9 protein-coding genes are annotated in these 13,838 nt (G+C 34.1%); 5 read left to right on the top strand and 4 right to left on the bottom strand.

Annotation, left to right across the window (positions count from 1 at the left end):
* Positions 1 to 33 precede the first annotated feature (33 nt).
* Complete coding sequence (gene fbp, locus PMI10_RS20170) at positions 34 to 1,041, bottom strand: class 1 fructose-bisphosphatase (RefSeq protein ID WP_007811219.1); 1,008 nt, start codon at positions 1,039 to 1,041, stop codon at positions 34 to 36.
* A 172-nt stretch (positions 1,042 to 1,213) separates the two neighbouring features.
* Here fbp and PMI10_RS20175 point away from each other — a divergent pair, with 172 nt between their 5' ends.
* Positions 1,214 to 1,690, top strand: coding sequence for a GNAT family N-acetyltransferase (locus PMI10_RS20175; RefSeq protein WP_007811221.1), 477 nt, complete (start codon positions 1,214 to 1,216; stop codon positions 1,688 to 1,690).
* A 110-nt stretch (positions 1,691 to 1,800) separates the two neighbouring features.
* On the top strand, positions 1,801 to 3,060 hold the full coding sequence (locus tag PMI10_RS20180) for an aspartate kinase (RefSeq protein WP_007811223.1): 1,260 nt from the start codon (positions 1,801 to 1,803) through the stop codon (positions 3,058 to 3,060).
* A gap of 97 nt (positions 3,061 to 3,157) precedes the next feature.
* On the opposite strand, the gene PMI10_RS20185 is transcribed toward PMI10_RS20180, so the two are convergent.
* The gene (locus PMI10_RS20185) at positions 3,158 to 5,581 is read right to left on the bottom strand and encodes a T9SS type A sorting domain-containing protein (protein ID WP_007811225.1); all 2,424 of its coding nucleotides are present in this window, start codon (positions 5,579 to 5,581) and stop codon (positions 3,158 to 3,160) included.
* Between the two features lie 278 nt (positions 5,582 to 5,859).
* On the opposite strand from PMI10_RS20185, the gene PMI10_RS20190 reads away from it, so the two are divergent.
* The 3 genes from PMI10_RS20190 to PMI10_RS20200 all read left to right on the top strand — a co-directional run bounded on the left by PMI10_RS20190 (position 5,860) and on the right by PMI10_RS20200 (position 11,203).
* On the top strand, positions 5,860 to 9,291 hold the full coding sequence (locus PMI10_RS20190) for a hypothetical protein (protein ID WP_007811227.1): 3,432 nt from the start codon (positions 5,860 to 5,862) through the stop codon (positions 9,289 to 9,291).
* Positions 9,292 to 9,355: 64 nt separating this feature from the next.
* Positions 9,356 to 9,913 (top strand): hypothetical protein, encoded by a 558-nt coding sequence (locus tag PMI10_RS20195; protein ID WP_007811229.1) that lies wholly within the window; start codon positions 9,356 to 9,358, stop codon positions 9,911 to 9,913.
* 216 nt (positions 9,914 to 10,129) lie between these two features.
* The gene (locus tag PMI10_RS20200; protein WP_007811232.1) at positions 10,130 to 11,203 is read left to right on the top strand and encodes a glycosyltransferase; all 1,074 of its coding nucleotides are present in this window, start codon (positions 10,130 to 10,132) and stop codon (positions 11,201 to 11,203) included.
* Between the two features lie 2 nt (positions 11,204 to 11,205).
* On the opposite strand, the gene PMI10_RS20205 is transcribed toward PMI10_RS20200, so the two are convergent.
* Positions 11,206 to 12,501 carry a porin gene (locus tag PMI10_RS20205; RefSeq protein ID WP_007811233.1) on the bottom strand — a complete coding sequence of 432 codons (1,296 nt, stop codon included), beginning with the start codon at positions 12,499 to 12,501 and terminating at the stop codon, positions 11,206 to 11,208.
* 167 nt (positions 12,502 to 12,668) lie between these two features.
* Positions 12,669 to 13,748: a sensor histidine kinase gene (locus PMI10_RS20210; RefSeq protein ID WP_007811235.1), complete on the bottom strand. Its 1,080-nt coding sequence runs from the start codon at positions 13,746 to 13,748 to the stop codon at positions 12,669 to 12,671.
* Positions 13,749 to 13,838 lie beyond the last annotated feature (90 nt).

Below are 13,838 nucleotides of genomic sequence, written 5' to 3' on the forward strand. Positions count from 1 at the left end.
CCCGATAATAAAAAATTATCGGGTTTTGTTTTTTTAAAGGGCTTCTGCCATAAATTCTTCGGCTTTTTTGACCATATTATAACTTCCGCAGAAAAACGGAACCCGCTGATGCAATTCAGTTGGCTGGATTTCCATAATTCTTCCAAAACCGTCTGTTGCTTTTCCTCCGGCCTGTTCTGCAATAAATGCCATCGGATTACATTCGTACATCAAACGTAATTTCCCTTTTGGCGCTTTCGAACTTGTCGGATATAAATAAATCCCTCCTTTGATCATATTTCTGTGAAAATCTGATACCAGGCTTCCAATATATCTTGATGTATAAGGCCTGTCTTCTTCTTCGCGCTGACAATATTTAATGTAGTTCTTTACTCCCTGTGGAAAATGCACATAATTCCCTTCGTTTACCGAATAAATATTCCCGTCAACCGGAAATTTCATATTAGGGTGTGACAAATAAAATGTTCCAATCGCCGGATTCAGTGTAAAACCATTTACGCCGTGACCTGTTGTGTAAACCAACATTGTTGAAGTTCCGTAAATTACATATCCAGCGGCAACCTGATTAACCCCGGGCTGTAAAAAATCCTCGCTTGTTACCGGAGTTCCGATTGGTGTGATTCTTCTGAAAACAGAAAAAATAGTTCCCAAAGAAACATTCACTTCAATGTTTGAAGACCCGTCAAGCGGATCCATTAAGATCACGTACTTATTATTATTACTGTTGTCGCTCCCCTTGACAGTAATATATTCGTCGTTTTCTTCAGAAGCTATTCCACAGACAATCTCACGGTTTATTAACGTCTGAATAAATACTTCATTTGCATACACATCTAATTTCTGCTGATCTTCACCCTGAATATTTTGTTCGCCTACGGCCCCAATTATATCCACTAATCCAGCTTTGTTTACTTTATAGTTTACGACTTTTGCCGCCAAACGTATAGAGTTGATAATTCGGGATAACTCCCCTGATGAATACTGAAATGCTTTTTGGTTCTCAATAATAAACTCTCCCAGTGTTTTATTGCGTTCTTCCATTTGCTATATCGTTGTAGTTTTTAGTTATAAGTCACAAATATCGCTTTTTTTGTGAGAATGATTTAAAAATTATTTAGTTAGTTTGCTACTATTGTATATTTGCTAATTAAATGCAAAAAGTTTCGAATAAAAAAATACTTATTTAGCTAATCACTGATTAAAAATATGAATTATGAATATTAGAAAAGGAAAACCTGAAGATATGAAATCAGTTTTAGAACTGATTCAGGAGCTTGCAATATTCGAAAAAGAACCGGATGCAGTTCTGATAACCGAAGATGATTTAGTGCGGGACGGATTTGGTGAAAATCCTTTATTTCATGTTTTTGTAGCTGAAGTTGAAAAAGAAATTGTTGGAATTGCATTATACTATTATCGTTATTCTACCTGGAAAGGAAAAACAATTCATCTGGAAGATTTAATTGTAAAAGATAAAATGCGTGGATCTGGTTTGGGTTTCGCACTTTATTCTGAAATTATGAAACAGGGGAAAAAAGATAATGTTCGACGAATCGATTGGAATGTTCTTGATTGGAATACTCCTGCCGTAAAATTCTACGAGAACTCAGGCGCAAAAGTTCTCGATGAATGGAGAGTAGTTCAAATGGATGAAATAGGAATTAATTCATTTTTAGCAAAAATAAATTAGGCAGACAAAATATGACAGAGGCATTTAGGAGTGTACTTCTGTCATAAATATTAAAATTTTAAAACTGACAGAGATGTACAGCAGTATGTCTCAACAATACAAAATTAAAGATGAGAGTATTTAAATTTGGTGGTGCATCGGTAAAAGATGCTGAAGGAATTAAAAACGTTTATGACGTTTTACAAAAAGTAGGATATGAAGATGTGATTTTAGTAGTTTCGGCTATGGGGAAAACCACAAATGCACTGGAACTTGTTATCAAAAATTATTTCGATAAATCGGCAGAGCTTAATTCATCCGTACAAGAAATAAAAAAATATCACAATCAAATCTTACTGGATTTATTTGAAGATGAAAACCACGAAGTTTTTACAGCCGTAGCATCTCAATTTTCAGAATTAGAATATTTTTTAGCACATAATAAATCACCGAATTACAATTTTGTTTACGACCAGATTGTGAGTTTTGGGGAATTAATTTCGACAAATATCTTAAGTCATTTTATGAATTTCATGGGCATTCAGACACAATGGCTTGATGTTCGTAATTTTATAAAAACAGATTCTAATTACAGAGATGCTGAAGTAGACTGGGAAGCTACCCAACAAAACATCAGCAAAAATGTAAAACGAAAAATATTAAATATCACGCAGGGATTTTTAGGTGCTGACGAAAATAATTTCACTACCACTTTAGGTCGTGAGGGTTCTGATTATACTGCCGGAATTTTTGCCTATTGCCTTAATGCAGAAAGCGTTACAATTTGGAAAGATGTTCCAGGTGTTATGAATGCTGATCCGCGTTATTTTGAAAATGCAAGTCTGCTGAACCAAATATCCTATCGGGAAGCAATTGAACTGGCTTTTTACGGTGCAACGGTTATACACCCAAAAACATTACAGCCATTACAGAAAAAAGAAATTCCATTATATGTAAAATCTTTTATCAACCCATTATTGAAAGGAACCTGTGTTTCTAAAGGAGTTGATTTAGAGCCTTACTTACCTTGTTTTATCGTCAAAAGAAACCAGCTTTTAATCTCGCTTTCATCTATTGATTTTTCATTCATCATGGAAGAAAACATCAGCGAAATTTTTGGATTGTTTCACCAATTCAAACTAAAAGTAAATCTAATTCAGAACTCTGCGATTAGTTTCTCTGTTTGTGTAGAAGATAAATTTGAGAATTTCAATGATTTGAATGCAATCCTTTCGAAAAAATTCAAAGTCGATTATAACGAAAATGTAACCTTATATACAATCCGTCATTTTAATGAACAGGCTGCACAAACTGTTGAGGAAAACAAAGAAGTTTTACTTAAACAGGTAAGCCGTGAAACCATGCAGATTGTTACCAAAGAGCTAAATTAGTTTTAGACAGGTTATATTATTAAATTCAGCATAATAAAAAGGTCTCACCAAAAAGTGAGACCTTTATTTTTTTAATGAACCTATTAAAAAGATATTTTTATTTTACAATTTTTACACTCCCTGATTTTCCGTTGCTGGTTTTTACTTTTACCAATAATACACCATGTTGATTTGATAAATCATCAGAGAATAACGTCACGGTATTATTTGAAACCGTATACATATCTTGCTTTATCAATTTTCCTAATAAATCATAAACCTGAATATTAACCAGGGTTCCGTTTGTGTAATCAGGCAGTTCTAATATCACATAATCTTTCATTGGATTAGGATGAGCTTTTAGAGTGAACGTTTGGGTATCATTCTTAAACTCATTATCAGAAATTCCAAGATTTGCATCACTGTCGGTATAAACAATTCCTCTTCCTACAGTACTCATATAAACCCTGCCATAAGTATTCATATCACCAATTACAAAATTACCATTTCCTGTTCCGCCAAACTCATACGCATCATCATTTACACGAAGCCAGGTAACACCTTCATCAATAGAACGAAATACACCGGTAACTCCGTTTACTGTTCCCCAAATATATATAGAAGGATATGTTTTTCCCGGAGCTGCCTTACCTATACCAACTGACCCCGCAGCTGTGACATTTGCTGAAGGAACTGTAAAAGTCAAACCTCCATCAATTGAACGTTTTAAACCTCCGCCATTCATTGCAATCCAGATGTGTCCTGCATTACCGGGAACTGTTCGAATTAATTTTGAACCCCATGAACCGGGATTACCTGCAGAAGTAAAATTAGCCCCTCCATCAGTACTAATCATCATCGATCCTGTTGGTTGATCATAAACATAAAACTTATTATTGGTTACCTGATCAGAAACCGGGATTGCATCACTAATACTTATACCGTTACAGGTTGTCCATGTAGTTCCGTTATCAACAGAACGATATATACTTGTTGCACCGGAAGGACAATGCAAAATGGTATTGCCATCATAAGACAAGGCTGCTCTGCCTTTTTGTCCCATTAAGGCCGCTGTAGTTTTAGTCCATGTTGCACCTTGATTTCCAGAATAGTACATGAACTCCCCTAACCTCACAATTTTGTTTGTGTTCCCTCCAGCATACGAAATAGAAGTTGAAGTACCCATAGTAGGAGCATGTTGCGGAGCAAAAACAGTTACATCTGTATGTTTAAATCCGTCAAAGTCGCCAATTACACTCATTAACGGACCAGATGGAATACTTATTAAATCTAAAGGAACTGATTCTTCAATACCGATTGCATCAAATTTCCAGGTAGTTTTAACTGCATTAATATCATCGCAAGTAAAAAGTCCGTTTCCTGAAACAACACTTACCTGAGCTGTATTGCCCGGGTTAAATTTAAAATCTGTTGCCCAGTGTATTGACTGGCCGGTAACCCATGTACAGCCATTAGTTTCAAAAGAAAATCCGGAATTACCAACTAAATCTCTCCAGGTAGTTCCTCCGTCTGTACTTAAATAAAAATGATCACCATATACAGCTGTCCCTCCAGGAGTAGTATATTGGTACCACCATGTACTTGTCGTTGAAGCGATTAATCGTTGTGGATTTGTCGGATCTACATCAATACCTGCAAACGGCCTTGTAATACCAGCTGGTGTAATGTCTGTAAAAATTCCTGTACTGCTTAATTTTGATATTTTTCCTTCGGTTCCGTTCCAGGGTCCTTCCAGGTCAGCATAAGCAATCAATAAAGACCGATTTGAATCTAAAACAGCACGCTGTGGCATATAAGATGTTGTGGCTCCTGAAACAGCAGTCCAGCTAATTCCGCCATCAACACTTTTGTATAAATTAGAGCCTCCAACTTGTGAAACTCCGGCATAAATAATCTGTGTTTTACCTCCTGAAACCGAAGCCGGATCCAAAACAATAAAACATACCCCATTATCATTTGAAGTTGTCGTAACAGGAAAACCTGATAATTTACTCCATGTCAAACCGGCATCAATACTTTGAAAAAGACCATTCCTTCTGGTTCCGCAATAAAGAATGTTCGAATTATTTGGATCAACAGCCAAACGTTCACCATTTGAACGCCCCATACCATTACCGTGTGCTTTAAATTGCGAAGTCACTTCAATTTCAGTAAATGTATTTCCTTTATTTGTCGATTTTAAAATAGCCGTTTTTCCATTATTAAAATAACTCGTTCCAACTAATAAATACACCACATTATTATTTTGTGGATCTATTGCCAACGATTCAACCCCAAAATAACTAGTCTGATCTGTACTTAGCCAATCCAGCAAAGAGATCCATTTTTTGTTAGCAGCATCCCATCTGTAAGCACCGCCAACATCGGTTCTGGCATATTTTAAATCTGCGTCATTTTTACTGGTAATAATTCCAGATACAAAACCCCCTCCTCCAATTTGAACATTCTTCCATGCGTTTTGTGCTTTTCCTGACAAAGAAGCCAGAAGCAATAAAAAAAGTAAAAAGTAGTTTTTCTTCATTTTAGTAATCATTTAAAATTTGTGGTTTATGTTATAATCTTTAATCAACAATATTATCAATTAGCACATCAAAAATATTTATTTTTGCTTATGGTTAAATTGACTACAAGTATACGTTTTTATTTTTTAAATAAAAAGAATATTCAAAAACGTAACAATTAAAAAATATAATCATTAAATACTGTTAGCATCCCTAAAAAGAGCTATAGCTAAAAAATTTATAGAAGCATATTTCAAATATTAAATATTACTTTTGATCTTTCGAGTTTAAAGTCCTTATGTTGAAAAAATTACTGTTTTTATTTGTGCTTATTTGTTATTCCGGACTATGGGCCCAGGAAACGGATTCGTCTTATAAAACCAAAAAAATAATTGCCACCCGCGATACTATTCATCTGGAAAATGTCAGTATTAATTCGGGGTTTTTTCAGCTTTTAAATTCCAGGAATGAACCCATTGATTCAACATTTTACAAAATTGATTTTAAAAAAGGAAATCTTCTTTTAAACGAAAAATTTACTTCAGATTCAGATACTTTAATCGTAAATTATTTAACCTATCCTGATTTTTTAACCAAAGAGTACAGCCTTTACAAGTCGAGTCAGGTGGTCAGCAATGATGTCGGTTCTGAAAAATTGTACAAAATAGACAATAACAATTCTAAAAAAACAACTCCTTTTGACGGACTGAATACTTCCGGAAGCATCACGCGTGGCATTACAATTGGAAATAATCAAAATACGGTTTTAAATTCGAATCTGGACCTTCAGATTACAGGTAAAATTTCGGATAAAATTAGTTTGAGAGCATCACTTCAGGACAGCAATATTCCATTACAGAATGGAGGCTATTCACAAAAACTGGATCAGTTCGATAATATCTTTATGGAATTATTCAGTGATGACTGGAATATTCGTGCGGGTGATGTTTTTTTAGAAAACAGAAAAACTCAATTTTTAAGTTTCAACAAAAAGGTTCAGGGACTTTCTACCAGTTTTAATTTTGGAGAAGAAGATAATAAAACCAATGTCTTTGCATCGGTTGCTTTTGCAAAAGGACAATATGCAAAAAGCACTTTTACCGGTCAGGAAGGCAATCAGGGCCCTTATAAACTAAAAGGGCAAAATGGCGAATTGTATGTTTTGGTTATTTCCGGCTCAGAACGTGTTTATGTAAATGGTGTTTTGCTTAAAAGAGGTGAAAACAATGATTATGTAATTGACTATAATGCAGGCGAAATTGTTTTTACGTCACTTTTTACAATTACCTCTGAAATGCGAATTAACATTGAATACCAATATTCAGACAGAAATTACAACCGATTAGTGACCTATGCGGGTGTTACGCATGAAAATAAAAAATGGAGTTTTGGCGGTTATCTGTATTCTGAAAATGATTTGAAAAACCAGCCTTTACAGCAAAATCTCTCTACAGAACAAGTTCAGATTTTAAGTCAGGCAGGAGACGACACCTCTTTAATGACAGCACCATCAGCTTATGAAGATACTTATTCAGATACTAAGATTTTATATAAAAAAGTAATTGAAAATTCAATTGAATTTTACGAATATTCAAACAACTCAACGGATGTTTTATACAATGTAAAGTTTAGTCTGGTTGGAGCAAATTCCGGAAACTATGTGATACAAAACGCCAATTCGGTTGAACGCATTTATGAATATGTTTCTCCGGTAAATGGAATTCTTCAGGGAAATTATGAACCCATCGTAAAATTGGTAGCTCCAATGAAAATTCAGGTAGCAACATTTTTAGGAAAGTACAATCCTGATGAAAAAACATTGGTTGATTTTGAAATTGGAATCAGTAATAATGACCAAAATTTATTTTCGGATATTGATGATGGAAACAATAGTGGGGTTGCATTAAAATTAAACTCCAAAAAACGTCTTTTTTCCAAAAACTGGACATTGGATACTTTCGCTAATTATCAGTTTGTAGAAAAAGATTTTAAATCAGTAGAACGTTTATATAACATTGAGTTTAATCGTGATTGGAATTTAAATGCAACTCTTTTGGGCAGTCAAAGTCTGTTGGTGACAGGTTTTAACCTTGATTTATTTTCAAAGAAAAAAACAGCCAACATTGGTTTATTTACCTATCAGTTTGAAAAATTAGATTTTACCGAAAGTTATTCGGGATCCAGACATACCTCAAGTGCTTTCTTCAAATTAAAAAGATGGACTATTGAAAATCAAGGCAGTTTTTTGAATAGTGATGCTACCGCTTCAACTTCAAAATTCATTAGAAACCTGACCAAAACCAAATATCATTTTGGCAAAAACTGGATCGGCGGCAATATTCAGATCGAGGATAATCAGGAAAAAGACAAAACTACCAATCAGTTTTCAGCCATCAGCCAGCGCTTTTCAGAATATGGTATTTTTGTTGGTCGTGGCGACAGCACCAAAGTTTTTGTAGAATTGGGTTATTTAAGACGAAAAAATGATAGTTTGCAGAATGGTTTATTACAGCATGTAAGCAATTCTCAAATGTATATTTTAAAATCGAAACTGATTCAGAACAAAAAAACAGATCTTGCTGTTTATGCAAGTTATCGAAATTTAGATTTTACAGATGCTGACCGAAAAAAAGAGCCTTCTCTGAACTCAAGAATCTTATACAATGACCGTTTCTTTAATCAATTTATTCAGGCAGGAACCGTTTACGAAACCAGTTCGGGAACCATTGCACAACAAGAATATACTTATGTGGAAGTTGCTGCCGGCCAGGGAGTTTATACCTGGAATGATTATAATGGAAACGGTATTCAGGAAGTAGAAGAATTTGAAATTGCGCCTTTTCCTGACCAGGCAAAATTCGTCCGGGTCTTTTTACCGAATCAGGTTTACATCAAAACAAATCAAAATAAATTCTCTCAATCAGTCATTATTAATCCATTGCAATGGCAGAATAAAACGGGTTTCAGAAAAATAGCCTCTTATTTTTACAATCAGACTTCGTTTATTATGGACAGGAAAGTGAAAAGCGATGGTGATAATTTCGAATTGAATCCGTTTAGCTCTTCTAAAGAAAATGTCTTAGGATTAAATTCGAGTTTCAGAAACAGTTTATTCTATAACCGGGGAAAACAAAAACATTCCATAACTTATTCATACCTAATTAATAACGGAAAAAACTTACTTTCTATTGGTTCTCAGTTAGTGAAAAACAATTCGCATCAATTACAATACACACATTTATATCAAAAAAGCTGGTTATTTAATTTGTTTACCAAAACGATTCAGACTTCCTTAACTTCAGAAGATTTTGCTGAGAAAAATTATGAATTAAAAGGGTACCAGATTGCACCAAAAATCAGTTATTTATTTTCTAAAAACACAAGTTTAGATTTCTTTTATGAAGTTCAAAACAAAGAAAATCAAATTGGAAATCTTGAAACATTAATTCAAAACCGACTCGGAACTTCGTTTTCATATGCCGGAGATAAAAAAATCACTATAAATGGAGAGTTCTCTTTTTATGAAAATAAATTCACAGGAGATGAATTTTCATCCGTAGGATATCAGATGCTCGAAGGTCTTCAGGCTGGACAAAATTTAGTCTGGAAACTATTACTACAGAAAAACATTACGCAATTTTTAGATGTTAATTTAAACTATCAGGGCCGTAAAAGTGAAACCGGAAATACTATTCATACAGGAAATATTCAGCTTCGCGCTTATTTTTAACACTTTACAGAAAAATATTACCATAAATTGATTAATTTTAATTGAAATTTTAACACCTCTAACTATGAAAAAATTATTGTTATTATGTTTGATGTTGATTTTGTCCGGTAATTTTTATGCTCAGGAGACAGCAAAAACTACTAAAGCCAAAACTGAAGCTAAGGCTAAAGCTAAAAAAGAAGCAAAAGAAAAAGCTGCTGAGGCTAAAAAAACAGCAGACAAGGCTGCGAAAACCAAAGAGAAAGCAGATAAAACCAAAGAAAAGGCAGATAAAGTAAGTGCCGCCGCTAAAAAAACTAAAGAGAAAGCCGAAAAAACTAAAGAAAAAGCTGAAAAAGTAACTGCTGACTCAAAAAACACTAAAGAAAAAGCAGCAGCAAAAACTAAAGAGAAAGCGGACAAGACCAAAGAAAAAGTAAGTACAACTGCAGAAAAAGCAAAAGCCGACAGTAAAACTGCATCAAAAGCTTCTGTGAAAAAATTAAAAGAAACGAACGAGAAAGCACCAAAAGTTGCTGATAAAATTACCGGAGAATATAACGGTAAAAAAGTTTATACCGGGCCAAGAGGCGGAAAATACTATATTAATTCAAACGGAAACAAAACTTACATTCAGGAGTAAAAAAAGCAGTATACTTTTTAAAGAGGCTAAATTTCAAAATAGAAATTTGGCCTTTTTTATTGGAATCTGAATTTTGAAGTTGCCCGCGATGTCACCCTAAGCGGACTCAGCCTAACATCGAAATTAACATTCCATGATCAGAGTTAATGATTTAGTAATATCTGCGAAGTAACAAAAAAAGAGTAATTCTTTATCTTCGTTTGAAAAACGCCAAATATGAGCATCGAATACACTACTGCTAATAAAACTATTTTAATAACTCCGCTAAATTGGGGTTTAGGTCACGCAACAAGATGTATTCCTATAATTAAGGCGCTACAAGAAAACAATTACATTCCTATTATTGCGTCTGATGGAATTGCTTTGGCATTATTGCAAAAAGAATTTCCTTATCTCCAGACACTTGAATTGCCTTCGTATCATATTGAGTATGCAAAAAACGGTAAAAACTTCAAATGGAAACTGATTAAGAACTTACCAAAAATGATTACCGCTATTTTAGATGAAAAAAAAATAGTAAACTCCTGGATAAAAAAACATGATATTGATGGTATTATCTCAGATAACAGATTAGGTGTTTTCAGTAAAAAAATCCCTTCTGTCTTTATTACTCATCAATTGAATGTAATGACCGGAAACACAACAAAGTTCACCAGTAAATGTCATCAACATTTTATAAAAAAATATAATGAATGCTGGATTCCCGACACTAATGAAGCACCAAATTTAACGGGCGAACTAGGGCATCTGAAAAGCAGCAAACTAAATCTTAAATACATTGGGCCTTTGAGCAGAATGCGCAAGAAGGAAACTGCAAAACAATACGATTTAATGATTATTCTGTCAGGTCCGGAGCCTCAACGCACTTTTTTAGAAGAAAAACTGCAACAGGAAATTGTTCGCTACACAGGTAATGTTGTTTTTGTAAAAGGTGTTGTCGAAAAAACACAGACCAAACAACAAATCAAAAATGTGACCCATTATAACTTCATGAATACCAAACAGCTGGAGCAAACTTTTAACGAAAGTGATTTGGTTTTATGCCGATCGGGTTATACAACCGTTATGGATTTGGCGAAGCTTGGAAAAAAAGCTTTTTTTATACCTACCCCCGGACAATATGAACAGGAATATCTGGCAGAAAAACTTCAGGATGAGCAATTAGTACCTTATGCAACACAAAACGACTTTACGATTGAAGATCTTTCAAAAGTAAAATCGTTTAAAGGATTGTCTCAATTTGAAAACAATATCAGCTGGAATTCTTTATTTTCTATTTTTGAGAAGTAAAATTAGAAATTAAACTGCGCCTGTAGACGTAATAAATTCCCTTTTTGTCTGTTAACCGGAAGTGCGCTGTCTTCAAAGGTTCTGTCAGCAATAACATATTCGGCTGTTAGTTCGAATGCTTTTATTGGCTGCCATTCCACACCAAGCTGATAATCTCTTACAACATAACTTCTGGCATCTTTTTCATATTTTTTCCCTCCGTCATAATACTGAAATTTGGCAAAAGGATAAATATGCTGCTTTTTAATGTCCCATTTGTAATTCAATAAAACATAACCTCCATTCAAATCTGTTACGTCAATATTTTTGGTTACTGTATTATAACGCGGTCCTGTACCAATGTTATATTCTGTTTGGATTCCGAAAGGTTTTGGATACAAAACAAAGGTTGCACCTATTCTCTGGTCCTTTATGTATTGCGGATCATTAACCGTAACTCCGGACGAAACTTCTCCGGTAAAAGCCCATTTTCCTGTGTAGGCCTGAATTCCCGGTTCGATAATCTGGTTTCCAATAACAAACGGATAAGTAACCCTTGCCACTACATTCAAATCTCTGTTTCCGTCTATTTTGTTTGCTATCTGCCCATTGTAAACCCCAAAAGCAAAAACTCCAAAATCGCCCGAACCTTTATAACCATCTTTTACCAGCATGGCAAAACGTTCTCTGATTTCTGCTGGTGCCCAATAAAAAAACATTCCTAAATCACGTTCATTTGCTATTGAACTGTTTATTCCATCGGCACGGTCTAAAGTCAAACGCTGTGAACTCGATTGCATGTTTTCAAATCCATATGGAATTTTACTCTGCCCAACACGAAGACGATATTCTCTTTTTTTATCAAATGAAAGATCAAAATACAAGTCACGAATCTGAACAAAATTTTGAATTCCGCTACTTGGTGAACTGGCAAAATCCGGTTGAAAATAGAAAAATACGTTTGGATGAACCTGACCAGAAAACACTAAACGTGCACGGCGAATAAAAAGTCCATTATTTGATTTTGCATCCGGAGCGGTTGAAGTTGTTCCCCAGGATTTATCACATTGGTCGCAGGAAACTTTGTCGTTTGTAGAAAACAAACCATTGTATCGTATTTGTGCATAACCTCTCAACGAAATTTTGTCATACCAATGTTCTTCGACTCCACCTCCAGATTTAGTATCAGGAAGTTTCGCTTTATTTATAGAATCTAAAATACGCATTACCTCGTTTTTTACATCCTGTTTATTCAATTCCTGTGCATTTGCAGCACAAGTAAGCAGTAATAAAACTGCAATTATTTTTCTTTTTATCATTTTTTCTAACACCCTTAATTTCAGGATGCAAAGATGTATCATCAATGTTAAGAAATCATTAACAAGATGTTACCATAATAAGAAGAATTGTTTCGAAATAGTTACGCAATTATTATTTGAGCCTGTACATCATATTTTATAGTACCTGACAACAAATAAGCTTACAATTATTTAACTTCAGTTTTTATTATTTTATGTGCTTTTTCGAGTGTAAATGAAAATTCAGAACCAATCCCGAATTCACTTTCTACATATACTTTTTCCTTGTGGGCTTCGATAATGTGTTTTACTATAGCTAATCCTAAACCGGAACCGCCTTCTGAACGGGTTCCGCTTTTATCAACTCTGTAAAAACGTTCAAAAAGTCTTGGAATATTTTGTTTTTCTACTCCTTCCCCATTATCACTAATCCTGATCAGAACTTTTCTCTTGGTCAAATTAACAACGCCAACTTCTGTAGTTCCTTTTTCTTTCCCGTATTTGATAGAATTTACAATAAGGTTTTCTAAAACTTGCTGTATCCTGTCCTGATCTCCTCTTACCAATAAAGATTGTACATTCTTACTTTCAAATGTCAATTTGATTTTCTTCTTATCGGCTTTCATTTCCAATAAATCAAAAACATTCTGAATCAATTCAACAATGTTAAACTCGGTAATATTCAAATCTAAATCCCCTGATTCCAGCTTGGTAATCATATCCAGATCTTCGACGATATAAATCAATCGCTCTACTCCTTTTTCTGCACGTTTTAGATATTTCTTTCGGATCGTTTTGTCATCCATCGCACCATCCAGTAAAGTCGAAACATAACCCTGAACGGTAAACAATGGTGTTTTAAGCTCGTGCGAAACGTTTCCCAGAAACTCTCTTCGGTACTGCTCGCGAATTTCCAGCATTTCGATTTCGAGTTTTTTATCTGTAGCAAATTTTTTCACTTCACGCGAAAGTGTTTCCATATCCGTCGTTATGGGCTGATTGATAAGTGTTGTTGATTGTAATAACGAAACCTCATCATAGATTTTTTTTACTCTTCTGTAAATAAATCGTTCGACACGATATTGCAGAACCAGAAAAGAAAAAATATAAACCGAAAAAAGAAAAATTATTCCAAACCCAACTTGATATTTTAATTGGTTTTTATAAAACAAATTCATCAATATCAATACAAATCCTGTTGCAAAAAGACTTATGTACAACGCAGATTTTATAGCAAATTTGTAGGTTTTCTTGAAATTGATTTTCATTTAAATTTAAAAATAATAAATAATTAAAGGGATTATTTTTTCACCATATAAGTGATATAAGTTTATTTAAAAAAGCCAATCTTTTTCAAA

The sequence above is a fragment of the Flavobacterium sp. CF136 genome (genome assembly GCF_000282055.1).
Classification (GTDB): domain Bacteria; phylum Bacteroidota; class Bacteroidia; order Flavobacteriales; family Flavobacteriaceae; genus Flavobacterium.